General features: G+C 41.8%; 26 protein-coding genes and 1 riboswitch. Of the genes, 13 read left to right on the top strand and 13 right to left on the bottom strand.

Annotated features, from left to right (window positions below; translation table 11 throughout):
- The first annotated feature begins 45 nt into the window (after nt 1–45).
- Nucleotides 46–1,407: a sodium-dependent transporter gene (locus ACTG7Q_RS00285; protein WP_439239792.1), complete on the top strand. Its 1,362-nt coding sequence runs from the start codon at nt 46–48 to the stop codon at nt 1,405–1,407.
- Between the two features lie 87 nt (nt 1,408–1,494).
- Here ACTG7Q_RS00285 and bamE read toward each other — a convergent pair whose 3' ends face one another.
- Nucleotides 1,495–1,908, bottom strand: coding sequence for an outer membrane protein assembly factor BamE (gene bamE, locus ACTG7Q_RS00290; RefSeq protein ID WP_439239793.1), 414 nt, complete (start codon nt 1,906–1,908; stop codon nt 1,495–1,497).
- 66 nt (nt 1,909–1,974) lie between these two features.
- A complete protein-coding gene (gene yejK, locus ACTG7Q_RS00295; RefSeq protein WP_439239794.1) occupies nt 1,975–2,994 on the bottom strand; it encodes a nucleoid-associated protein YejK in 1,020 nt (339 codons plus the stop codon).
- A 108-nt stretch (nt 2,995–3,102) separates the two neighbouring features.
- Here yejK and ACTG7Q_RS00300 point away from each other — a divergent pair, with 108 nt between their 5' ends.
- Together ACTG7Q_RS00300 and ACTG7Q_RS00305 are read left to right on the top strand one after the other, a co-directional pair.
- Entirely contained in the window at nt 3,103–3,324 is a 222-nt protein-coding gene (locus ACTG7Q_RS00300; protein ID WP_439239795.1) for a YejL family protein, read from the top strand.
- Nucleotides 3,325–3,342: 18 nt separating this feature from the next.
- Nucleotides 3,343–5,142, top strand: coding sequence for a DUF3413 domain-containing protein (locus ACTG7Q_RS00305; RefSeq protein WP_439239796.1), 1,800 nt, complete (start codon nt 3,343–3,345; stop codon nt 5,140–5,142).
- 1,067 nt (nt 5,143–6,209) lie between these two features.
- Here ACTG7Q_RS00305 and rapZ read toward each other — a convergent pair.
- From rapZ to ACTG7Q_RS00335, 6 genes are all read right to left on the bottom strand, one after another.
- On the bottom strand, nt 6,210–7,064 hold the full coding sequence (gene rapZ / locus ACTG7Q_RS00310; RefSeq protein ID WP_439239797.1) for an RNase adapter RapZ: 855 nt from the start codon (nt 7,062–7,064) through the stop codon (nt 6,210–6,212).
- Nucleotides 7,065–7,084: 20 nt separating this feature from the next.
- Nucleotides 7,085–7,579 carry a PTS sugar transporter subunit IIA gene (locus ACTG7Q_RS00315; protein WP_439239798.1) on the bottom strand — a complete coding sequence of 165 codons (495 nt, stop codon included), beginning with the start codon at nt 7,577–7,579 and terminating at the stop codon, nt 7,085–7,087.
- Between the two features lie 11 nt (nt 7,580–7,590).
- The gene (lptB, locus tag ACTG7Q_RS00320) at nt 7,591–8,316 is read right to left on the bottom strand and encodes an LPS export ABC transporter ATP-binding protein (RefSeq protein ID WP_439239799.1); all 726 of its coding nucleotides are present in this window, start codon (nt 8,314–8,316) and stop codon (nt 7,591–7,593) included.
- 11 nt (nt 8,317–8,327) lie between these two features.
- Nucleotides 8,328–8,849: a lipopolysaccharide transport periplasmic protein LptA gene (lptA, locus tag ACTG7Q_RS00325; RefSeq protein WP_439240615.1), complete on the bottom strand. Its 522-nt coding sequence runs from the start codon at nt 8,847–8,849 to the stop codon at nt 8,328–8,330.
- Nucleotides 8,827–9,429, bottom strand: coding sequence for an LPS export ABC transporter periplasmic protein LptC (gene lptC, locus ACTG7Q_RS00330; RefSeq protein ID WP_439239800.1), 603 nt, complete (start codon nt 9,427–9,429; stop codon nt 8,827–8,829). The genes lptA and lptC overlap by 23 nt, the downstream gene beginning before the upstream one ends.
- A 67-nt stretch (nt 9,430–9,496) precedes the next feature.
- Entirely contained in the window at nt 9,497–10,201 is a 705-nt protein-coding gene (locus ACTG7Q_RS00335) for a YggS family pyridoxal phosphate-dependent enzyme (RefSeq protein WP_439239801.1), read from the bottom strand.
- Nucleotides 10,202–10,525: 324 nt separating this feature from the next.
- Between ACTG7Q_RS00335 and thrA the strand changes: the two genes are divergently transcribed.
- The 10 genes from thrA (at nt 10,526) to ACTG7Q_RS00385 (ending at nt 21,286) form a co-directional block, all read left to right on the top strand.
- The gene (thrA, locus tag ACTG7Q_RS00340) at nt 10,526–12,976 is read left to right on the top strand and encodes a bifunctional aspartate kinase/homoserine dehydrogenase I (RefSeq protein ID WP_439239802.1); all 2,451 of its coding nucleotides are present in this window, start codon (nt 10,526–10,528) and stop codon (nt 12,974–12,976) included.
- 11 nt (nt 12,977–12,987) lie between these two features.
- The gene (gene thrB / locus ACTG7Q_RS00345) at nt 12,988–13,938 is read left to right on the top strand and encodes a homoserine kinase (RefSeq protein WP_439239803.1); all 951 of its coding nucleotides are present in this window, start codon (nt 12,988–12,990) and stop codon (nt 13,936–13,938) included.
- Between the two features lie 82 nt (nt 13,939–14,020).
- Nucleotides 14,021–15,295, top strand: a complete 1,275-nt coding sequence (thrC, locus tag ACTG7Q_RS00350; protein WP_439239804.1) for a threonine synthase — start codon at nt 14,021–14,023, stop codon at nt 15,293–15,295.
- Nucleotides 15,296–15,362: 67 nt separating this feature from the next.
- Entirely contained in the window at nt 15,363–15,710 is a 348-nt protein-coding gene (locus tag ACTG7Q_RS00355) for an ArsC family reductase (RefSeq protein ID WP_439240617.1), read from the top strand.
- A gap of 173 nt (nt 15,711–15,883) precedes the next feature.
- Complete coding sequence (locus ACTG7Q_RS00360; RefSeq protein ID WP_439239805.1) at nt 15,884–16,156, top strand: BrnT family toxin; 273 nt, start codon at nt 15,884–15,886, stop codon at nt 16,154–16,156.
- A complete protein-coding gene (locus ACTG7Q_RS00365; RefSeq protein WP_439239806.1) occupies nt 16,119–16,412 on the top strand; it encodes a BrnA antitoxin family protein in 294 nt (97 codons plus the stop codon). The genes ACTG7Q_RS00360 and ACTG7Q_RS00365 overlap by 38 nt, the downstream gene beginning before the upstream one ends.
- A 49-nt stretch (nt 16,413–16,461) precedes the next feature.
- Complete coding sequence (dapE, locus tag ACTG7Q_RS00370) at nt 16,462–17,592, top strand: succinyl-diaminopimelate desuccinylase (RefSeq protein ID WP_439239807.1); 1,131 nt, start codon at nt 16,462–16,464, stop codon at nt 17,590–17,592.
- A gap of 272 nt (nt 17,593–17,864) precedes the next feature.
- Nucleotides 17,865–18,545, top strand: a complete 681-nt coding sequence (locus ACTG7Q_RS00375) for a M15 family metallopeptidase (protein ID WP_439239808.1) — start codon at nt 17,865–17,867, stop codon at nt 18,543–18,545.
- 48 nt (nt 18,546–18,593) lie between these two features.
- Nucleotides 18,594–19,760, top strand: a complete 1,167-nt coding sequence (locus ACTG7Q_RS00380) for an EmrA/EmrK family multidrug efflux transporter periplasmic adaptor subunit (protein ID WP_439239809.1) — start codon at nt 18,594–18,596, stop codon at nt 19,758–19,760.
- An 11-nt stretch (nt 19,761–19,771) separates the two neighbouring features.
- Nucleotides 19,772–21,286: a DHA2 family efflux MFS transporter permease subunit gene (locus ACTG7Q_RS00385; RefSeq protein ID WP_439239810.1), complete on the top strand. Its 1,515-nt coding sequence runs from the start codon at nt 19,772–19,774 to the stop codon at nt 21,284–21,286.
- A 65-nt stretch (nt 21,287–21,351) separates the two neighbouring features.
- On the opposite strand, the gene folB is transcribed toward ACTG7Q_RS00385, so the two are convergent.
- The 5 genes from folB to folA all read right to left on the bottom strand — a co-directional run bounded on the left by folB (nt 21,352) and on the right by folA (nt 24,664).
- Entirely contained in the window at nt 21,352–21,699 is a 348-nt protein-coding gene (folB, locus tag ACTG7Q_RS00390; protein ID WP_439239811.1) for a dihydroneopterin aldolase, read from the bottom strand.
- Between the two features lie 8 nt (nt 21,700–21,707).
- Nucleotides 21,708–22,376, bottom strand: coding sequence for a thiamine phosphate synthase (gene thiE / locus ACTG7Q_RS00395; protein WP_439239812.1), 669 nt, complete (start codon nt 22,374–22,376; stop codon nt 21,708–21,710).
- Nucleotides 22,366–23,178, bottom strand: coding sequence for a bifunctional hydroxymethylpyrimidine kinase/phosphomethylpyrimidine kinase (gene thiD / locus ACTG7Q_RS00400; protein ID WP_439239813.1), 813 nt, complete (start codon nt 23,176–23,178; stop codon nt 22,366–22,368). The genes thiE and thiD overlap by 11 nt, the downstream gene beginning before the upstream one ends.
- Nucleotides 23,171–23,968: a hydroxyethylthiazole kinase gene (gene thiM / locus ACTG7Q_RS00405; protein WP_439239814.1), complete on the bottom strand. Its 798-nt coding sequence runs from the start codon at nt 23,966–23,968 to the stop codon at nt 23,171–23,173. Before thiM ends, thiD begins: the two co-directional genes overlap by 8 nt.
- A 50-nt stretch (nt 23,969–24,018) precedes the next feature.
- A riboswitch (TPP riboswitch) is annotated at nt 24,019–24,131 on the bottom strand.
- Nucleotides 24,132–24,172: 41 nt separating this feature from the next.
- Entirely contained in the window at nt 24,173–24,664 is a 492-nt protein-coding gene (folA, locus tag ACTG7Q_RS00410; RefSeq protein WP_439239815.1) for a type 3 dihydrofolate reductase, read from the bottom strand.

Here is a 24,664-nt window from a genome sequence, read left to right on the forward strand (position 1 = left end):
TATCACATCGTGGAAAGTGTGCTTTATCTAGGAAAGAGGAATCTTATGTCGGTAAATGGAACAGAAAAACGTCAAACATGGTCAAGTCGCTTAACCTATGTGCTGACGGTGGCAGGCGCTACTGTGGGCTTTGGGGCGACTTGGCGTTTCCCGTATTTAGTCGGGGAAAACGGCGGTGGTGCTTATGTCTTGTTGTTTTGCATTGCCATGATTGTCATTGGTATTCCCATGATTTTAGTGGAAAATGTGATTGGTCGCCGCATGCACAAAAATGCGGTGGATGCGTTTAGTGGCACCGCGAATGGCAAACCCATTCATGCGGGTTGGAAAATCTTAGGTTATATGGGATTATTAGGCTCCTTTGGTATTTTGGCCTATTACATGGTATTAGGCGGTTGGGTGCTCACTTACATTGGGAGCATTATTAACGGTTCTTTGGATTTATCCTCCCCCGTTAGCCCAGACACCACAGCACAATTTTTCACCACCTACATTCACAACAGCCCGTTGACCATTTTAGGTTATACTGCCCTGTTTGTACTGGCGAACTATATCATTCTAGCCAAAGGGATTATGGACGGGATTGAACGTTCGGTGAAATATTTAATGCCCATTCTGTTTATTTTCTTGTTGGTCATGATTGTACGCAACATCACATTACCGGGCGCCGGACAAGGGATTGAATTTTATTTGGTACCTGATTTTTCCAAAATCACCAAAGAATTATTTGTGTTTGTGTTAGGGCAAGTTTTCTTTGCCTTAAGCCTTGGTTTTGGTGTGCTAATTACCTTATCCAGTTACTTAGATAAAAAAGAAAATCTGGTCAAAACCGCCTCGATTACGGCAGTAATGAATACGCTGATTGCGTTAGCTGCGGGCTTTATGATTTTCCCCTCCTTATTCACCTTTAACGTAGCGCCAAACTCAGGCCCAACCTTGGTATTCCAAAGTTTGCCAATCGTCTTTTCCCACATGTGGAGCGGTTCCATCTTTGCGGTGATTTTCTTTGGCTTATTAATCATTGCAGCATTAACCACCTCATTAACCATTTATGAAGTGTTAATTACCGCATTACAAGAAAAAACCCGCTTAGGACGTAAAACATCCATTGCCTTAGTATTAGGCGGGACATTCTTATTGGGCAATATTCCCTCTGTATTAGGCGATAATGAATGGAGCAATGTCACCATTATCGGACGCAGTATTTTTGACGCTTTCGATTATATCAGTGGCAATATTCTGTTTATTTTAACCGCACTTGGCTGTGCCTTATTTGTGGGTTTTGTGTTAAAAGACGAAGCCAAACAAGAGTTAAATGCCGGTGAAAAACTCACCACGATTTGGTTTAACTATGTGAAATATGTCATTCCAATTTTGATTTTGGTGATTTTTGTGTATTCGTTATAGATATTATAGAGGAGTGAAAAAGGCTATTCCCTTATAAGAATAGCCTTTTTGTTGATAAACTGCGGTGAAAATCACACAAGATTTTCCCTATTTCCAGAACTGCCACCAACGTTTGGCACTGCCCTCTGGCGCCTCAATAATGGCGTTATTCACTTCTTGTTTCTCCACATCTGGCAACGGTTTATCTAAATCTGTACTGGTGACAATACCTTTGCTATCGAAATTCACAATAAAGTTGTGTTGCACAGGGTCTTCATAAGAATGTTGTTGTAAATAAACGTAGTACCACGTGTTATTACTAAAGGGATCGATTAACACAGGGGTACCCAGTAAATATTGCACCTGTTCTTTGGTCATGCCTGCTTGCACTTTTTGTACCGTGGAGGATTCCAAATAGTTACCTTGTGGCACGTCAATGCGATAAACAATTTTATTGACAGTTGAACAAGCTGAAACGCTTAAAGCGAGTACGATCACCGCCGTGATGGATTTTAACTGCATTTTTCTACCTTTTTATTAATCGTTGTTATGATTGTGATAATACCGAATCTGAACGCTATTGCCAAATTAATTTTTTACATTCCGCTGTAACTGATCACGCAAATTCGCGGGTAAGCCTTTAATCGTGAGGCTGTCATTTTGTTCGTCCCAAATAATGCGATTATTGATCAACGACGCATCAAAACTCAAGGTTACGCCTTTGCCTGAACCGGAAAATTTGGTTAAAGATTTTAACGCCGTTGGCACAGGCGGAATACTCTCTTCCAAGCCGTATTCTTGCTGTTGGGTAAATTCCACAAAAGGACGCTCATTTAGAGTAGGTAATTCTTCAGAAAGTTCCCGTAATTCAATATCATCACCGCAATTAATTTGTCCTTTGCAATAATCAAACACTTGCTTTTTCACGGCTTGTGTCTGCTCATTGTTCAATTCCCCCTGTTCGCAATAATCACTCACCGCTTGCAATAAACATTGATTTTGCACTTTCGGATTTAACCCCTCCTCAGCGCCAAGGAAATCCATAAAGAAATCGCTGATTTTGCGACCGACACGGCCTTTGATAAAAGTCAAATATCGGTTTGAGGTGGCGTTCACACGTAAATCCGTTAAATTAATCCGTGCGGCAATATCGAATTGGTTAATGTTCAAATATTGGGTGCGGTGAATTTCTAATTGTTCGTCCACTAACATGCTGATCCGACTGTCCAACAGCGCAACAAATAAATAATCCGTTGCCAAGAAATTATACTGACACAACACGAACGTACCACTTTCTGCAAAGGGATATTTGCCCAATTCATTGACTAACAGTTGGGTCGATTGATAGCTAAACGGTAAAAAATCCGTTTCTTTTTCCAGTAATCGATTGAGTGCCTGTGCAAAAACCGATTGTGCTTGGAACACACCATAGCCTTTGGCTTTGCTTTGATATACTTGATGTAATTCAAGCATTAATTGCTCCACTTCTGGCGTAATTGGCAACAAGGTTTCACGTAAAATGCTATCTAATTTCACCGGCGAAGTTTCGTCCTCACTGGCGGTTTTAATAATTTGATGTAATACAATTTGATTAACGGTAATGCTCATTTTTTCTTCTTTGTTATTTGAAAATAGTAAAATCCTGTTAATTATAACCGCACTTTGGCTAAAAATGTGGTAGTATTTGCAAATACATGATAGAAAATAAATACAATTATGGCTAGCAACTCAAAATATCAAGATAAACAAGTAGATGCAATCTTAAATGAAATGATCGCCGTGTTAGAAAAACATCAAGCACCGGTGGATTTGTCTTTAATGGTGTTAGGTAATATGGTGACGAATTTGCTGATCAGTAGCGTGGGCGTACAGCAACAACAGGCCCTCGCCCAAGCCTTTTCTGAGGCGTTAATCAATTCCGTCAAACCCACAAAATAACAAAGTTAAGAGTGCGTTATGTTTTGGATTAAAAATGGCAGACAATACCGTGAACAGACGTCCCAAAAAATTTCTTGGGGACATTGGTTTGCCTTTTTTAATATTCTCTGGGCGGTCGCCATTGGCTCTCGCTACGCTTTTTTGATTGACTGGCCACATACTTTTCTCGGACGACTTTATTTCTTTATCAGCATTCTCGGCCATTTTAGTTTTATTGCCTTTGGTGCCTATTTATTGGTGCTGTTTCCGCTCAGTTTTATCATTAAAAATGAACGCACTTTCCGTGGCGTGAGCGTGATTATTGCCACCATTGCCACGACGTTATTGTTAGTCGATACTGAAGTCTTTTCACGTTTTAACTTGCACCTTTCTAGCGTGGTATGGAATTTGCTGGTTAACCCTGAAAATGGCGAACTGTCACGAGATTGGCAGATTTTCTTTACGCCTATGCCGTTAATGCTATTGGCGCAAATGCTGTTTTCCCGTTGGGCTTGGTATAAATTACGCAGTTTAGAACGGCAAAAATGGATCCGTGGCGTCGGTGTGTTATTGACAGGGTTGTTTATTACCACGCATTTAATCTATGCTTGGGCGGACGCTTATTTATATCGCCCGATTACCATGCAAAAATCCAATTTTCCGTTGTCTTATCCCATGACTGCCCGCACGTTCTTAGAAAAACACGGCCTATTAGATAAACAACAATATGAAACCACCTTAGATCAAGAGGGGCGTCCCGATACGCCAATGATCAACTATCCGAAACAGGCATTGAGTTACGAACCCGTTGAAAATAAACCTAATTTATTCATTATCACGGTGTCAGGCTTACGCCAAGATGCGGTGCAAAAAGAAAAAATGCCAGCGTTAACGGAATTTGCCGAAAAAGCGACGCAATTTACGCACCATTACACCACGGGCAGTAGCAATAATGCGGCGATTACCGGTTTATTCTATGGCTTAAATGCGAACTATACCGATAGTTTGTTAAATCACAAACAAACCTCGGTCTTGATTGAAAAAATGCAACAAGATGGCTATCAATTCGGGTTATTCTCTGCCACAAATTTTAAACCGAGCATTTTCCACCAAGCCTTATTTCATCAGATGAAATTACCCAAACTGAAGGCGAAAAATAGTCAAATTGATAATCAAAGTGCGGTGAAAAATTGGCAAGTTTGGTTTAAACAAAAATCGGCCGATCAACCTTGGTTTAGCTATTTGAATTTAGATATCGGTGAACTCACTCGTCAGCAACACTTGCCGACTGAGGCACAAGAACAAGCCTTTTATCAGGCGCAATTAACGCAATTAGATCAGCAAATTAGCCTTATCTTGGCCGATTTAAACGCTCAACAGGCATTGGAGAATACTGCCGTGATTATCACAGGCGAGCAAGGTTATTCGTTCCAAAAAACCGAGGGAGAATTGCTTAATTATTTTGCGCCAGAAGAAATTCATGTGCCAATGATTGTGGCGTGGAAAGAGTTAAATACTGGTGAGGAGGACAAACTCACCAGTCATATTGATGTGGTGCCGGCCTTGATGTATAACCTATTTTGGGTGAAAAACAGCAATGCAGATTACACCCAAGGGCATAATTTATTCGACCACACCCAATCACCAAGCGAGTGGGTATTGGTCTCTAATTACCGTTGGAATGTGATTATTACGCCAAATGGTACACAATATCATATTGATAATAAAGGAAACTATCAAAAATACGACCGCACTTATCAGCCAGAGTCGTCTAACCGTCCACCTTTGGGACTATTCCTTGATGTGTATCAGCAAAATTCGAGCTTTATGGAAAAATAACCATCAAAAAACGACCCTAGGGTCGTTTTTGTTTATGCTATTTTTTAAATATCTAGGCTTAATAGACAAAATGGTTGCTAAGTAGTAAATTAAAGCCTTATAGTATAAGGCTTTAACCTGCTTCCAAAATGATGCACAAAAAAATTGCCCATTTTGCTTAAAAAATACCACGAAAAAATACAGAATCAGAAATAAGATCCAACGTTTCAAATGCACATCTTGTGGGAAATTATTTAGCAATAATTCTTCTCTAAATTCTGCTCAAATTTGGCACGATTACTCTGTTAAAAAACAAACGTTAAAAGAGCTATCAGAAACGTACCAACGTTCAATACGAACCATTCAAAGACACATCAAAAAAGCCCCCAAATCGGTGCTTATTAAGCCTGAATTCACCCCTATCAATATCATCATGGATGTTACCTTCTTTGGACGTAAATTTGGGGTTATGGTTTTTATGAATTCGCTTACCGATACAGTGATCTATCATCAAATTGTCAAAACAGAAAAAGCTATTTATTACAAAGTTGTAATGAACAAGTTGCGAGAAAAAGGATATAAAATTCAATCCATTACTTGTGATGGGAAACATGTCAACTTTGCCAGTTTCATCAAGTTGTACTCGTTATGCGAAAGCTCACAAGGAAACCAAAATCTGAAGCAGGAAAAGAGCTACAAGAGCTGATAAAAACGCTTAAAAAAAGTACTAAAAAATATTTTATCGTAATCTAAATGAATGGCATCAGAAGCACAAAAATTACTTGCTAGAGCGTTCAGAAAAAGCTGAACAAAATGGTAGAAAACCGTTCAAACACAAGCAACTTAGAAGTGCCTATTTCAGCTTAAAACGACATGAAAATGTCCTGTTTACTTTTGAGAAATATCCTGAACTAAAGATTGAAAAAACAACAAATCGGATTGAAAGGCTATTTAAAGAACTGAAGAAGAAATTAGCTACACATAGCGGTTTAAAAACAAAGAATAAGATCTTGTTTATACAGGATTTTTTGAATAAGAAAAGTTGCTATTCAGTTAAAGAAAATGCTAAATAGCAACCATTTTGTCCATTATACCTGCTTTTTCAACGAATTATGCTGAATCGACACATTTTTTTCTTTATCTTGAAAATACTTGCCAATTTGTTCCGCAATATACACCGAACGGTGTTTTCCGCCCGTGCAGCCGATGGCAATGGTTAAATAACTGCGGTTGTTTTTTTCCAACATTGGCAACCATGTTTCGATAAAATGGCGGGTTTGGTAAATAAAATTATAGACTTCGGTATGCCGTTCCAAAAATTCAATCACGGGTTGATCGAGGCCGGTCATCGGGCGTAGCGCAGGATCCCAGTGGGGATTGGGTAAGAAACGCACATCAAATACATAATCGGCGTCAAGGGGAATGCCGTATTTAAAGCCAAAGGATTCCACCACAATTTTCAGTTCTTTATTATGATTGCCACGTAAGAAATTACGTAATTTTTCGGCCAGTTCGTGGGTGGATAATTCGGTGGTATCCACAATAATATTGGCTTGTTGATATAGCGGTTCCAAATAATCCCGTTCGGCATTAATGGCCACTTCAAGGGAAATATCTTTAATGGATGAAAGCGGATGAGGGCGGCGGGAATCACTGTAACGGCGGATTAAGACATCTTGATCCGTATCGAGGAAAATAATTTTAACCTGATGTTGGGTGGATAACAGGTTGATCATCTGCTCGAGGGATTCGGCTGAATCTGGTAAGTTGCGAATGTCCACGCTGACCGCAGCGAGCTGTTGATTTTTAGAGAGAATTTGGGCTAACTGGGGGAGGAGTTCAATGGGTAAATTATCGACACAGTAGTAACCAATATCTTCTAAAGCACGTAGGGCGACGGATTTTCCTGCCCCTGAGCGTCCGCTAACAATAATTAATTCCATAATTTATCTCAATAATGTGGTTATGTGGGTAAATCTGAATCTTCCGTTATTTTTTCATCAAACTGTTGGAAAACTTGCCAAATTTCCTCCGCACTTTGTGCTGCTCGGAGCTGTTTATGCAAGGCTTTGTCTTTTAATTTTTCGCTAAATTCCACCAACACTGGCGTATAATCGGGGCAAAATGCCTCGGGAATAAGAATGGCTAAAATGAGATCCACTTCTCGTTTATCCGCTGCGTCATAATCAATGGCGTGGCTTAATTGCAAAAATACGGCACAGACTTTATCACCGTTTGGCATGCGTGAACGAGGCATGGCAATGCCATTACCTATCGCTGTGCAGCCTAATTTTTCCCGATTAAATAGGCTTTCAAAGCATTCTATTTCGCCAAAATCGTCTATGTTGACTTGTTCGGCTAAGAGGTTGGCGGCCATTTCTAGTGCGGTTTTTTTACTCGTACAAATAACGCCTTGACGAATGGTTTCGGGGGTTAAAAGTGCGGTGAATTTTGTCATATTTTTCTTCTTTATAATTTAAATTGTTCACCGAGATAAACACGTTTAACCTGCTCGTTATTCATCACTTCGCTTGGTGTACCGGTGGCGATCATGTGGCCAGCACTGACAATATAGGCTCGTTCGCAGACATCTAAGGTTTCACGCACATTGTGATCGGTAATTAACACGCCTAAGCCTCGATTACGTAAGTCTGTGATGATTTTCTTAATATCGATCACCGAAATTGGGTCAACCCCCGCAAAGGGTTCATCTAATAAAATAAATTTCGGGTTAGCGGCTAAGGCTCGGGCAATTTCCACACGGCGACGTTCGCCTCCAGAAAGTGATTGGCCCAAGTTATCACGAATATGCCCGATATTAAATTCTTCAATGAGTTCATCGGCTCTTGCACGGCGTTGTGCGGTATTCAAATCTTTACGAATTTCTAGCACCGCCATTAAATTGTCATAGACGCTTAAACGGCGAAAAATAGAGGCCTCTTGGGGCAAATAGCCGATCCCTTTTTGCGCTCGATTGTGCATAGGTAACAGGCTAATATCTTCGCCATCAATGGTAATTTTGCCCTCATCATGGCGAACCAAGCCCACCACCATATAAAATGACGTGGTTTTGCCCGCCCCGTTAGGGCCGAGTAAGCCGACAATTTCGTTAGATTTGACAGTGAAACTCACGTCCGACACAACTTTACGGCTTTTATAACTTTTTGCGAGGTTTTCCGCATTTAACACAGACATAATTGGTGACCTTATTTTTTCTTATTCTCGTTTAATTGGTTTGGAATTAACACGGTTTTCACTCGATTACCTTTTGCGCTGTTGGCTTTAAGTTGTTGTTTTTTCACATCATAGGTAATACGGTCACCATTGATTTTGCTGTCTAATTGTTTAAGCTCTGCGTTGCCAGTTAGGGTTAAAAATTCAGCGCCTAAATCATAATGCACTTTATTGGCTTTGCCATCCACCGGTTTGCCGTTGTCTAATTTCTGGTGAAAACTCACTGGGCTACCAAAGGCCTCCACGGTTTCTTTTTTGCCCGAATTTTCTGGTGGGCGAGTGATGGTGACTTTGCTGGCTTTGATTAAAATCGATCCTTGGGTAATTACCACGTTATCCGTGAATGTCACCACGCTACTTTCCATATCTAAAGACTGGTTGTCAGAGGTAATGCTAATCGGTTGATTGGTATCATCTTTTAAGGCAAACACTGACACGGAAGTCATCATCATTGCCGTTAATAAAATAAGTTTATGGTGTATTTTTTGTTTCATCATTTGATTTACTAATCTCATAGTGTGTTTTGACTTGTTCTTTCAATGTCGCTACTTGTTGTTGCAAATTGCCGGTTAATTTTAGCCCTGTGGACGTAAAATTTAAGCCGTTAATTTTCACTTGTTTATCGGAATGAATGTCTTGTGTGGTTAAATTGACCACCGCACTTTCCGTTTCAATGCGTTGTAATTTAGACAAGGGTAACAAACTTTCGCCCAGTACATTTCCCTCTAAATACAACATATTATCCTTGCTTAAGGTGGCTTTATTGGCCTGCAATTTCCAACTTTCTTTTTGTTGTGTTTTTTCGTTTTCTATGTCGAATAAATACACAATCGGCGTTTGGAAATCCGTATGACCGTCATTTTCGTAATATTCTACTTTATCGGAAATGGCCACATATTGTTTTGCCCCCGTGGGCGAATATACCACCGTGCTCATTTTGTCACCGGTGTATTCGGGGCTTTCTTCTTTCTTGATTAATTCAGTTAATCCGCTATCTGTCTGATTTAAGGAATAATACCACCCCAATAAACTCAGCATAATAATAGCGAGAATCGCTGTCCAACGAATATTCATGTCTGCTCTTAAAATTCATGTAAAGTTAAACCCGTCGATTATAACATAGTTTTGCTAAATACAATCGTTAGTTACTGGAATAATTGCGTTTACCAAAAATCGCCGTGCCAATTCGTACCATGGTTGAGCCACAAAGAATCGCATTTTCCATATCACTGGTCATCCCCATGGAAAGCGTGTCAATTTGTTGTGTTGGCAAGGCTTTTCGCAGTTGCTCAAATAAGGCGTGCATGGCACTTAATGCCATTTTTTGTTGCGCAATTTTATCGGTTGGTGCAGGGATGGCCATTAATCCACGTAAACGTAAGTGCGGTAAATTTTCGAGATGTTTTGCTAAAGCCAACATGTCTTTCGGTTGAATGCCCGACTTACTTTGTTCATCGCTGATATTAATTTGGATTAATACATTTAACGGTGCTTTCCCCTCAGGTCGTTGAGCATTCAAACGATCCGCAATTTTGGCACGATCCAAGGTCTGCATCCAATCAAAATTTTCCGCCACGAGACGTGTTTTGTTGGATTGCAACGGCCCAATAAAATGCCATTCTAAGGCGACACCGACTGCGTTAAAATGTTGAATTTTATCCACGCCCTCTTGCACATAATTTTCACCGAATGCCCATTGACCGGCGTCAATCGCTTGCTGAATATCTTCCACGGTTTTGGTTTTTGATACCGCCAATAATTGTACAGAATGCGGTGAGCGGTTGGCTTGTTGACAGGCTTGTTCAATTTGCTGATGAATCTGATCTAAATTATTTTTAATTTGCATATAGCGAGCCTTTAATTTTCCTTAATTTTGAACCGCTATTTTAGCTGATTTCTAAAAAATAAGCACCAAAGATAATTTTTTAGTATTATTTTTTATTTTCTATTTGACAATGTTATAAAATTTCGGTATTTCTAACGTCAGTTAAAAATTTCGGAAAAAAATAATGAAATTAAACCGCACTTTTACCATGATTATGACCACCACCATTATGACGATGAATGGGGCGGGTTAGTGCGTAATCAAATTCAACAAAACCCGCAACAACGATAAAGTGCGGGTTTTTTTATACAAGATTTTAAACATTCACAACATTAAGGAAACATTATGCGAGTACTCAAATTTGGTGGCACATCTTTAGCCAACCCAGAACGTTTTTTACAAGCCGCAGAGCTGATCGAAAAAGCCCATTTAGAAGAACAGGCTGCAGGGGTTTTATCGGCACCTGCCAAAATCACCAATCACCTTGTCGCCATTTCAGAAAAAGCCAGTCTAAATCAACCTACCGAAGATCATTTTAGTGAAGCCCTTGATATTTTCTATCATATTATTAACGGATTACATGCAAAAAATAATAAATTTGATCTGGCAGGGACGAAAGCCTTAATTGATGCGGAATTTGCTCAAATTAAACAATTAGATAGCCAAATTCGTCAAGCGGGTAAAGTAGAAGATAGCGTCAAAGCGACCATTGATTGTCGTGGGGAAAAATTGTCTATTGCTATGATGAAAGCCTGGTTTGAGGCTTGCGGTTATGAGGTGACCTTAGTTGATCCGGTGCAAAAATTATTAGCCCATGGTTCTTATTTAGAAAGCAGTGTGGATATTACGGAATCCACCAAACGTGTGGATGCCAGTTCTATTCCAGCGAAAAATGTGGTGCTGATGGCAGGTTTTACTGCCGGTAATGAAAAAGGCGAATTGGTGTTATTAGGCCGTAATGGTTCTGACTATTCTGCTGCCTGTTTAGCCGCTTGTTTACATGCCTCAGTATGTGAAATTTGGACCGATGTGGACGGCGTGTTTACTTGCGATCCTCGTTTAGTGCCTGACGCTCGTTTGTTACCAAGTTTGTCTTATCGTGAGGCCATGGAGTTGTCTTATTTCGGGGCCAAAGTGATTCACCCACGGACGATCGGGCCATTAGTTGAACCACAAATTCCATGCTTAATTAAAAATACCGGCAATCCAGACGCTCCGGGTTCAGTGATTGATGGCAATGAACGTGTTTCAGACGGCCTACAAGTGAAAGGCATTACCAATTTAGATAACGTTGCTATGTTTAATGTATCGGGTGCCGGTATGCAAGGTATGGTGGGCATGGCCGCTCGAGTATTTTCGACCATGTCAAAAGCCGGCGTATCCGTGATTTTAATTACGCAATCTTCTTCCGAATACAGTATCAGTTTCTGCGTGCCAACGAAAGCCATGGAGAAAGCCAAAGCCGCATTAAACGCCGAATTTGCCCAAGAGTTAGCCTCTAAAGCCTTAGACCCCGTGGAAGTCATCCATGATTTATCGATTATTTCCGTGGTCGGTGACGGCATGAAACAAGCCAAAGGCATTGCGGCGAATTTCTTCTCTGCTTTGGCTAGTGCGAATATCAGCATTGTGGCCATTGCACAAGGTTCTTCCGAGCGTTCTATTTCTGCCGTGGTGCCGTTAAATAAAGCCATTGAGGCAGTGCGTGCGACGCACCAAGCCTTGTTTAATAATAAAAAAGTGGTGGACATGTTTCTTGTCGGCGTCGGCGGTGTCGGCGGCGAATTAATCGAACAAATCAAACGTCAAAGAGAATATTTGGCAAAAAAGGACATTGAAATCCGAGTTTGTGCCTTAGCCAATTCCAACAAAATGCTATTGAATGAAAACGGCTTGAATTTGGATAATTGGAAAGACGATTTAGCCAATGCCACTCAACCGTCAGATTTTGATGTGTTATTGTCTTTCATTAAGTTACATCACGTGGTTAATCCAGTATTTGTGGATTGCACGTCTTCCGATTCGGTACCAGCTTTATATGCTAGAGCATTAAGCGAGGGTTTCCATGTGGTCACGCCGAATAAAAAGGCCAACACTCGAGAACTTGAATACTATAATTTACTGCGTGAAAATTCACGTGGTACACAGCGTAAATTCTTGTATGACACCAATGTGGGTGCCGGTTTGCCAGTGATCGAAAACTTACAAAATCTGCTTGCCGCAGGTGATGATGTGGTAAAATTTAACGGAATTTTATCTGGTTCATTGTCCTTTATTTTTGGTGAATTAGAAACGGGCAAAACCTTATCAGAAATCACCGCACTTGCTCGTGAAAAAGGCTTTACTGAACCTGATCCAAGAGATGATTTATCGGGAACTGATGTAGCGCGTAAGCTATTAATTTTAGCTCGTGAAATTGGTTTAAACCTTGAATTAGCCGACATTGAAGTAGATAGCGTGCTACCAAAAGGCTTTAGCGAAGGTAAAAATGTCGATGAATTTATGGCTATGTTACCGCAATTAGATGCGGAATTTGCAGAGCGAGTCGCAAAAGCCAAAGCCGAGGGAAAAGTATTGCGTTATGTGGGTCAGATTGAAAATGGCAAATGTAAGGTGTCTATTGTCGCCGTGGACGGCGATGATCCTTTATATAAAGTGAAAAACGGTGAAAATGCGTTGGCGTTCTATACCCGCTATTATCAGCCAATTCCATTGTTATTACGTGGCTATGGTGCAGGTAATGCGGTGACTGCCGCAGGGATCTTTGCGGATATTTTAAGAACCTTAAAATCCTAAGGACAAACACAATGACGACATTACGAATTTATGCCCCAGCCTCCAGTGCCAATATCAATGTGGGCTTTGACACCCTCGGGGCGGCAATTTCACCGATTGATGGCTCATTGCTCGGCGATGTGGTGCAAATTGAAGACATTCCGCAAGGATTTGAGTTAGAAAGTGCGGGCTATTTTGTGCGAAAATTGCCAAAAGAGCCACAAAAAAACATTGTGTATCAAGCCTACGTGCTATTCAGCGAACGCTTTAAATTGCGTGGTGGTAAAACCAAAGGCTTGCGTTTAACCTTGGAAAAAAATATGCCAATTGGTTCGGGACTGGGTTCCAGTGCCTGTTCCATTGTGGCAGCCTTGGTGGCGTTAAATAAATTCCATGATGAGCCGTTTTCCAAAATGGAATTATTAGAAATGATGGGCGAATTGGAGGGGCGAATTTCAGGCTCCATCCATTATGATAATGTTGCCCCTTGTTATCTCGGTGGCTTGCAATTAATGGTGCAAAGTCTAGGCAATATCAGTCAAAAATTGCCTTTTTTTGACAGTTGGTATTGGGTGTTGGCGTACCCCGGTATTGAAGTCTCCACGGCAGAAGCTCGTGCCATTTTACCAAAAAGCTATACTCGTCAGGATATGATCGCCCACGGTCGCCATTTAGGCAGCTTTGTGCACGCTTGCCATACAGGGCAAGATGTATTGGCAGCCTTAATGATGAAAGATGTTATTGCTGAGCCTTATCGTGCCGCCTTACTGCCAAATTTCGCCGAAGTGAAACAGGCCAGCCGAGATTTAGGGGCGTTAGTCAGTGGCATTTCAGGATCAGGACCGACCATGTTTAGCATTACCCCTGATCTTGCGACTGCCACCAAAGTGGCAAATTACCTTGAAAATCATTATCTACAAAATAACGAGGGTTTTGTGCATATTTGCAAAGTGGATAATGCAGGGGCAAGGGAATTAGCGTAGAATAAAAATAACATTGTAGGGGCGTATTGCATACGCCCAAATCACCCAGTCAAATGAAGAAAACGACAGAATCGGAACAAAAATGAATTTATACAACATCAAACACCCAGAACAACAAGTCAACTTCGCCCAAGCCGTCCGTCAAGGCTTAGGTAAAGATCAGGGCTTATTTTTTCCAGCAACCATTCCGCAATTAAGCAATATTGACGAATTATTGGCATTGCCTTTAGTGGAACGTAGCCAAAAAATCTTAGCTGCATTAATCGGTGATGAAATCCCAGCCGACAAACTCAATGCTATGGTGAAAAATGCCTTTACGTTCCCTGCTCCCGTGGTGAAAGTGGCGGACAATATTTATGCTTTAGAATTATTCCACGGTCCAACATTAGCCTTTAAAGACTTCGGCGGTCGCTTTATGGCACAAGCCCTTGCTACCGTGCGTGGGGATGGCAAAATTACGATTTTAACGGCAACTTCAGGCGACACAGGGGCGGCGGTGGCTCATGCGTTTTACGGATTAGACAATATTGACGTGGTGATTTTATATCCGAAAGGCAAAATCAGCCCATTACAAGAAAAACTGTTCTGCACACTCGGTGGCAATATTCGCACGGTGGCGATTAACGCCGACTTCGATGCTTGCCAAACCCTTGTTAAACAAGCCTTTGATGATGAAGAACTCCGTCAAGCTATCGGCTTAAATTCGGCTAACTCGATTAATATCAGTCGATTACTGGCTCAAGTGTGCTACTATTTTGAAGCTGCAGCCCAGTTGAACACCGAACAACGCCAAAATTTGGTGGTGTCCGTGCCAAGTGGTAACTTCGGTAACTTAACTGCTGGCTTAATTGCCAAAACCTTAGGCTTGCCAATCAAACGCTTTATTGCCTCCACCAACGCCAACGACACGGTGCCACGTTACTTACAAACAGGCGAATGGCAACCCAATGCAACCGTGGCTACGCTATCTAATGCCATGGACGTAAGCCGACCAAACAACTGGCCTCGGGTAGAAGAATTATTTAAACGCAACGGCTGGCAGTTAAGCGAATTAGGTTCAGGAGCATTAAATGACGCTGAAACGGAAACCGCACTGAAAGCCCAATACGCTCAAGGTTATTTGTGTGAACCACATGGTGCGATTGCTTACCAAGTGTTAAAAGATCAGTTGCAAACAGGCGAAACAGGCTTATTCCTTTGCACCGCTCACCCAGCCAAATTCAAAGAAAGCGTAGAGCGAATTTTAGACATTGAATTACCCTTGCCAGAAGCCCTTGATAAACACAACAAATTGCCGTTATTGTCAGATGAAATGGACAATGATTTTGCCACTTTAAGAGCGTATTTGTTGAAATAATCAGATAAAGTGCGGTGAAAAAAAGCGAAAATTTTTAACCGCACTTTTTTTCATAAAGGAAGAAATGATGATAAAAGTTTACGGTATCAAAAACTGCGACACGGTAAAAAAAGCCTTAAAATGGCTGACCGATAATCATATTGAACATCAACTACACGACTATCGTGTGGACGGTTTAGCACCTGATTTTTTAGCTAAAGCAGAAAGCCAATTCGGTTGGCAAAATCTGGTTAATAAACGTAGCACCACGTGGCGAAATTTAGATGAAACGGTGAAAAAAAATCTTGAAAAAAACACCGCACTTCAAGTGCTTGTAGAACAACCTACACTGATTAAACGTCCGATTATTTTGCAAGATGGCGTGGCGTTAATTGGATTTGACCAAACTGAATATCAACACGCATTTAATCTGTAAAGATCACAGGGGATAATAGGTGGTTTTCCCCTGAATAAAATTCATTTTTGTGATCTGTATTCCAAAAATGACAAAGGAATATAGCTATTTAACATTCTCTTTTGTATTCTCTCACTTATTTGACATTCTTATTTTTTGTACATACAATTATTAAAGGATTCGTGAGCGTTTAGATGTTAATTAGTTATGATGAAAATAAACGAATTATCAATATTGCTAAACACGGTATTGATTTTATTGGCTGTGAAGTGATTTTTGATAATCCTATGTTAACCACTGAAGATAAAAGACTTTTTTATGGTGAACAACGCTTACAAAGCTATGGGATATTACATCATCAAGTTGTTTTTATGGTTTGGGTGGACAGAGAATTTCCCCATATTATTTCAATTAGAAAGGCGGATAAATATGAAACGAGAAAATTCATTGACATCATTTATGGATAAAAATGTACTGCTTGCCAACGCTCCTGATAAGGTAGTAAAAGATGACTCTGAGCAACAGTTTGATTGGGACAATGCGATGATGAGTTCAGATTTAAATGAGTTAAGAAAGAAAATAGGTCGCCCCTATTCGGTAAATCCTAAAAAACCTGTAACAATTCGCCTTGATGATAAGATATTAGAGTATTTTAAATCCACTGGAAAAGGCTGGCAAACTCGAATGAATAGTGCATTGCTTGAATGGATTGCAAGTCATTAATGCCACATCATCTACTCATAATATAGAAAAATAACATATTGAAAATAAAATGAAAAACGACATTCTCTCTCTCGCTCAAAATCTTATTCGCCGTCCCTCTATCAGCCCTGACGATCAAGGTTGCCAACAGGTGATTGCTGACCGCCTTGAAAAATTAGGCTTTAGCATTGAATGGTTTCCCTTTAATGACACCTTAAATCTGTGGGCAAAACACGGCTCAACCGCTCCGATTGTTGCGTTTGCAGGGCATACCGATGTAGTACCGGCGGGGGATGAAAGCCAATGGACGTATCCACCTTTTTCTGCAGACATTGTGGGTGATATGCTGTATGGCCGTGGGGCAGCGGATATGAAAGGATCGCTGGCGGCGATGGTGGTGGCGGCAGAAGACTATGTCAAAGCTCACCCAAATCATCAAGGCACCATTGCCTTGTTAATTACCTCTGATGAAGAAGCTGCCGCCAAAGACGGTACGGTGCGAGTGGTGGAAACCTTAATGGCTCGTGGTGAAAACATTGATTATTGCCTTGTGGGCGAGCCGTCTAGCTCAAAAACGCTCGGTGATATTGTGAAAAACGGCAGACGAGGATCGATCACGGGCAATCTCTATATTCAAGGCATTCAAGGACATGTTGCCTATCCCCATCTAGCTGAGAACCCTGTACATAAAGCGGTGCCCTTTTTGCAGGAACTGACCACTTACCCATGGGATAACGGCAATGAATTTTTTCCGCCTACCAGTTTGCAAATCGCCAATATTCAAGCGGGCACAGGCAGTAATAATGTGATTCCTGGCGAGCTTTTTGTGCAATTTAATTTACGCTATTGCACCGAAGTCACCGATGATTTCATTAAAAACAAGGTCGCTGAACTGCTACAAAAACACGGCTTAAAACACCGAATTGAGTGGAATTTGTCGGGAAAACCGTTTTTAACCCAACCGAATAAATTGGTGAAAGCGGTCGTTGATGCTCTTGAAAAAATCGTCAACATTTCACCGCAGTTAGACACAGGCGGCGGTACGTCCGATGCTCGTTTTATCGCCTTAATGGGCTGTGAAGTGGTGGAGCTTGGACCGCTTAATGCCACGATTCATAAAGTGGATGAATGTGTGAGTGTCAGTGATTTGGTGACATTAGGAGAAGTGTATCGGGAAATGTTGAGGAATTTACTTAACTAAAATAGTGAAAATAAATATAGTGGTTTAAAATCCAGTTGTGATATAATCCACTCGCTAGCATGGGGCTAGAAACAGCAAACCCCACGCTGGCGAGTGGGGCTTACAAAAAGGAACTGGATTATGACAGTTAAAATACTAATCCTCGTTATCTTATTAGTTATAGCACTACCTGCTTACTAATGATTTAACGTAAAGTCCTAGCAGTAGCTGCAACTACTGCTAGGCAGTTCCTAAATAATAGCGTTATGTTTACTAAAAATCAAGACAAAAATATGAAATTAACTATCGATCAATTAACCGGTAAATCTCGCACGCATTTAGTGCCATTGCCTTGTCCGCACTCGTCAAATCATTTTTTGCAACCGCAGGCGGTGAAAGCCTTTCAAGGGTTACAACAAAGTGCGGTGCAAAATGGCTTTAATTTACAGCCAGCCAGTAGTTTTCGGGATTTTCAACGCCAGCAGTTAATTTGGAATGGTAAATTTAACGGCGAGCGGAAAGTCCATGACGATCAAGGTAACCCACTTGATTTAAGCCCATTAGATGACTGGCAAAAAGCACAAGCGATCTTGCGTTGGTCAGCCATGCCGGGGGCAAGCCGTCATCATTGGGGGACAGAAATTGATTTTTTTGATCCTGATTTATTGCCAGTAGGGCAGAATTTGCAACTTGAACCTTGGGAATATCAACAGGGTGGCTATTTCTTTGAGTTGAGCCAATTTCTGCAAGAAAAATTACCGCACTTTGATTTCGGTTTGCCGTTTATGCAACCCGAACAATATCAAGAAGTCGGGCGTGAACCTTGGCATATTAGCTATTTGCCTTTGGCAGCAGTGGCACAACAGCAATTTACCCCAGAAATCTTATTAGCCGGTTGGGAAAAAGAGAATATTGCTGGAAAATTTGTGTTAATCAACAAGATAAATGAGATTTTTGACCGCTTTTTGCGTTAAAATAGGCAGTCGTCTTGTAAACGAATCTGTCAAATAAGGAAACATAATATGTCAGAAGAAAAAAACTTTCCTTCCAGCAAAAAAAGAAATCGTAAAAAAGCACTATCTATTTTTATCGTTATTTTATTGTTAATTGCCTTAGCCACAGGGCTTTATTGGTTCTTTTTTGTCAAAGGCTATGAAACGACCGATGATGCTTATGTGAGTGGAAATCAAGTGATGATTTCATCACAAGTCAGCGGTAATGTTCAGCAAATAAATGTGGATAACATGGATTTTGTGCGAGCCGGTGAGCCGTTATTATCTTTAGATAACAGTGATTTACAGCTTGCTTTTGAACAAGCTCAAAGTAATTTAGCCAGTGCAGTACGTCAGATTTCACAATTAAATTATAGTATAAAACAACTTTCTGCCACGGTACAAAGTAAGACTGTTAGTCTTGAACAAGCACGTGGAAATTTACAACGTCGTGAACAGCTAAATAGAACCCAATCTATTGATAAAGAAAGTTATTTACATGCAAAAGAGGCGGTTGAATTAGCCAAAGTAGATTTACTGGCGACACAAAATCAATTAGCAGCGAACCAGGCCTTATTGCTTGATGTACCCTTAGAACAGCAACCTGCGGTATTGAGTGCCGTCAGCCAATTAAAACAGGCGTGGTTAAATTTACAACGTAGTCAAATCGTCAGTCCGATTGATGGCTATGTGGCACGCCGTTCGGTGCAAGTGGGGCAAAAAGTGGCGGTTGGATCGGCATTATTAGCGGTGATTCCAGTGGATCAAATGTGGATTGATGCGAACTTCAAAGAAACCCAGTTAAGACATATGCGACTTGGCCAACCGGTGAAAATCAAAGTAGATTTATACGGTGATAACGTTGAATTTAATGGAAAAATATCGGGGATTGATATGGGAACAGGCAGTGCGTTTTCCTTGTTGCCCGCACAAAATGCCACAGGGAACTGGATTAAAGTAGTGCAACGTGTGCCAGTTCGCATTGCGTTAGATCCTGAACAGTTGCAAAAATATCCGCTCCGTATCGGTTTGTCTTCTCAGGTGGAAGTGAATGTCCAGCAAACTGATGGTGAGGTATTACGAACCGCTCATGATCAAAACCAACAGCAAACCCGCTATTCCACATCAAGTTTAGTCTATGATCAAACTGCGGTGGAAAATTTAGTGAATTCGATTATTTCACAAAATACCTATTAAGGCGGTTGGCGATGCAAAAACCAGTTCATGGGGCCGCACTTGCGATCATGACCATTGCTTTGGCATTGGCGACCTTTATGCAAGTATTAGATTCCACCATTGCCAACGTGGCGATCCCCACCATTGCCGGTGATCTCGGGGCATCAAGCAGTCAAGGGACTTGGGTTATCACCTCCTTTGGGGTGGCGAATGCGATTGCTATTCCGATTACCGGCTGGCTAGCTAAACGCTTTGGCGAAGTGCGGTTATTTTTATGGGCGGTTTTTGGCTTTGTGGTGGCCTCTTGGTTATGTGGTATCTCGCATAGTCTTGGTATGTTGATCTTATGTCGAATTCTGCAAGGCTTGGCGGCCGGCCCGATTGTTCCCCTTTCGCAAAGTTTATTGCTCAATAACTATCCTCCAGAAAAACGTGGCATGGCGTTGGCATTTTGGTCCATGACCGTGGTGGTGGCACCGATTTTTGGCCCGATTTTAGGCGGTTGGATCAGCGATAATATGCACTGGGGTTGGATCTTCTTTATTAATATTCCGATTGGTTTAGCTGTGCTATTTATGACATGGAAAACCTTAGGCGACCGTGAAACCGCAACGGAACATCGCCCAGTGGATCTGGTGGGCCTGAGCTTACTCGTATTAGGTGTAGGTTGCTTGCAATTAATGCTAGATGAGGGACGAGAACTGGATTGGTTTAATTCCACCGAAATTGTGGTGTTAACCATTATTTCCGCTATTGCATTGATTACCTTGGTGATTTGGTCGCTCGGCGATGACAATCCAATTGTGGATATTTCCTTGTTTCAACAGCGAAATTTTGTGATTGGTTGTTTGTGTACGAGCCTTGCTTTTTTGGTGTATTTAGGCTCCGTGGTGTTACTGCCGCTGTTATTTCAACAGGTTTATGGCTACACCGCTACATGGGCGGGGCTGGCAGCCGCACCGGTGGGGTTATTGCCAATTTTCTTGTCACCGATTATCGGCCGATTTGGGCATCGTATTGACATGCGGATTTTGGTCACTTTTAGTTTTATTATGTATGCGGTAACGTTCTATTGGCGAGCAGTGACCTTTGAAACCGCAAGTACATTCTGGGATTTTGCATTACCACAGTTTGTACAAGGCTTTGCAGTGGCTTGTTTCTTTATGCCATTGACGACCATTACGTTGTCAGGTTTGCTACCACAAAAAATTGCCTCTGCCTCGAGCTTGTTTAACTTTTTACGGACCTTGGCGGGTTCCGTTGGGACATCCTTGACCACATTTATGTGGTATCGGCGAGAGGCTTTGCATCATACGAGATTAACGGAAAACATTACCCAATATGACTTCAACACGCATCAATACTATCAACAGATGGCGAATCTCGGTTTTAGTGATCAACAAAGCTCTATTCAATTAGCACAAACAATTTCAGGACAAGGTTTTATTATTGGTGCCAATGAAATTTTTTGGCTATCTGCCATGTTGTATTTGTCTTTAATTATTGTTGTGTGGTTTGCTAGACCGCCATTTGGGTCACGGCATTAGATAAATTATTGAAATGAGAGTCAAAAAAGTGCGGTGAAATCATCGCACTTTTTTGTTGATAGGGGTTATCTTTCCACAATGACACCCACTGAACGCGCTTGCGCCACCGCTTTCGGTTTATGCAATTCAATGCGTAAGGATTGAATACCATATTGTTGTTGTAACAAATCCGCCACTTTGTGTGCGACGGTTTCCACTAACTTAAACGGCTGACTTTCGACAAAATCAATGATTTTCTGCGAAATTTCCGCATAATCCAAGCAATATTGCAGATTTTCAGTTTCTACCGCTTGACGAAAATCCCACGTCATTTCAATATTAAAAATTAGCTTTTGCTTAATGGTCTGTTCCCAATCATAGGCGCCAATACGGGCAAAGGCCGTCAGTTCATGGATAAATATTTTATCTGTCATCTTATTCCTTAATATTTCAATTTTTCCACCGCAGTTTGGATATTTTCTGCTTGGGTAATGGCAGAAATCACAGCCACACCATCTGCGCCCGCTTGTTTTAATGTGTGAGCATTATACTGATTTATGCCACCAATCACCACAAAAGGCTTACTTAATGCGTAATCCTTTAATTTTTCTACAAATTCTACACCTAACACAGCGGAATGATCGGCTTTTGAGCCAGTGGGGAAAATCGGGCCCACACCAATATAATCAATCTCCCCTTGTTGTTGAGCGGCTAAAACCTGATCTAAGTTATTGGTGGATAAGCCAACGATCAGTTTGTGTTGCGTTTTTTCTAACACTTGCTGAATTGCCATATCCGATTGCCCGACGTGTACGCCATTTGCCCCAATATCCACGGCTAATGCGACATTATCATTAACGATAAATGGCACTTGATATTGGCGACATAACGCTAAGCATTGTCTGGCGAGCTGTTTTTGTTGTTCTGGCAGATGTGCTAACGAATGTTTACCTTTATCCCGAAATTGGAAACAGGTAATGCCCGCTTGCAAGGCTTGTTTTAATATCTCCAGTAGATTTTGAGCGGGATCACCCGACAAGTGTAGGCAATCTTGCGTACCCGCAATAAAATACACCGACAACATTTGTTGAATTTGTTGCTTATTGTTCATCTTGATACGCCCAATGGTTAGTCGGTCCGTGTCCATGACCGAGATTTAACGGGTGACTAATCGCCGCCGTGATATAGGCTTTGGCAGTGCGAATGGCTTGTTCAACGCTGTTGCCTTTGGCGAGTTCGGCGGTAATACAAGCGGAGAACGTACAACCGGTGCCGTGGGTTTGGGCGGTCGGGAAACGTTCGGCTTGTAGGCGGAATTGTTCGGTCGGGGTGAAAACCCAGTCCAAACAGACCGCACTTTGTGAATTGCCACTGTGTCCGCCTTTAATCACTACGGTTTCCACGCCCCATTGTTGTAATAAGCGAGCGGCACGTTCCGCACTGGCATCGTCCACCACTTTAATGCCCGTTAAGGCTTCCGCTTCAGGCAAATTCGGCGTAATCACCGTGGCTTTTGGCAAAATAAACTGTTTTAAGGCGGTCACGGCATCTTGTTGCAATAAAGATGCTCCACCTTTGGCGATCATCACCGGATCTAACACAATTTGAGGAAACTGATATTGCTCCAGATTTTTCGCCACGCATTGAATAATCTCCGCATTGCCAAGCATACCAATTTTTACTGCATGAATATCAAAATCTTCCGCCACGGCTTTAATTTGCGCAGAAATGGTGGCAAGGGGAATCGGGGCAATATCAAAGACACCTAAAGTATTTTGGGCGGTCACTGCAGTAATCGCCACCGTGCCAAATACGCCTCGCATTTGAAAAGTTTTTAAATCCGCTTGAATACCTGCTCCGCCACCGCTATCGGATCCTGCGATGGTTAAGGCTTGTGCTACTACGTTAGACATGATCAATCCTCGCTAATTGGTTAATTTTTTCAGGGGTTAAATCGGCTAATTGATTGATAAATTGTACGGCAAAATCGCCTAATTGATTGTGTAATCCTTGGGCGGCGAGTTCGCCAGCTACGGCATAGGCGGTGCAAGCCTCAACGCAAGCGTTAAATTCATCGTCTTTTTCCGCCACACCGAGAAATGCCCCAACCACGGCACCGAGTAGGCAACCTGACCCCGTGACTTTAGGAAATAGTGGCGTGCCGTTGGCAATTTTGGCAACCCGTTTGCCATCGCTGATATAGTCAATTTCACCGCTGATCGCCACACAACATTGGTATTTTTGAGCGGCGACTCTAGCAATGTCGGCAATATCACCTTGCCCCTCGACTGCGTCCACGCCTTTTGTTTGCCAAGCTACATCCGCCAAAAACGCTACTTCGCTCACGTTACCACGAATCGCAGAAATCTTAACCTGCTCTAAAATCTTCCGCACCGTGGCACGGCGATAGGCTGTTGCACCTGCACCCACTGGATCTAACACCACAGGTACGCCGTGTTGATTGGCGGCTTGCCCAGCGATAATCATGGCCTCCACATCAAAATCATGAATGGTGCCAATATTGAGCAAAAGTGCGTTGGAAAATTGTTGAATTTCTGCCGCCTCCTCCGACATGGTCGACATAAAAGGGGAGGCACCGAGCGCCAGTAATCCATTGGCAGAAAAGTTGGTGACCACAATATTGGTCATACAATGTACCAGTGGATTACGTTCTCGAACAAGATTTAAATACTTGAATTGCATAGAATTTCCTTTACCTATCCGTGAAAAGAAAAGATGCAGCATAATGGGCGGATAAAATGAAGATAGTTCCCTACGCCAGTATTAGCTGTATCAGGTTTTACGGGTATTTTCTCAGCCGCTATGTCGTCGCTATGTCGTCATAGTAGCACCCCGACTATGGGTTTAGTTTAGAATGGTTTTGAGTTTAAAACAAGCATAAATTGACTATTTTCTGGTTAATACCAAAAACCGCAGATCATAGGCATTCTGTTCATCTTTTTCCCGAAATTGTTCCACTTCAATATGCCACTCGTCCCAGTTAATCGCAGGGAAAAAGGTATCACCATCCAGTTCGGTTTGAATTTGCGTAAGATAAAGTTTGTCTGCTTGGGGAAAATATTGCTGAAATAATTGCCCGCCACCGATCAACATCATCTCTTGGTCAGGGTTTAAATCTCGAGCAAATTGCACCGCAGTTTCTAGGCTGTTTTGCCAAATAACGCCCTCCGCCTCAAATGGCTGGCGTGAAAGCACGATATTGGTGCGTTTCGGCAAGGGACGGCCGATACTTTCAAAGGTTTTCCGCCCCATAATGACCGTTCTTCCTTGGGTATTTTGGCGAAACCACGCCAAATCCGCAGGCAAGTGCCACGGCATTTGGTTATCTTTGCCAATCACCCCATTTAGGGTGGTGGCGACAATGAAACTTAATCCCAT

The organism is Lonepinella sp. BR2474 (assembly GCF_051851555.1).
In the GTDB taxonomy this organism is placed as follows: domain Bacteria; phylum Pseudomonadota; class Gammaproteobacteria; order Enterobacterales; family Pasteurellaceae; genus Lonepinella.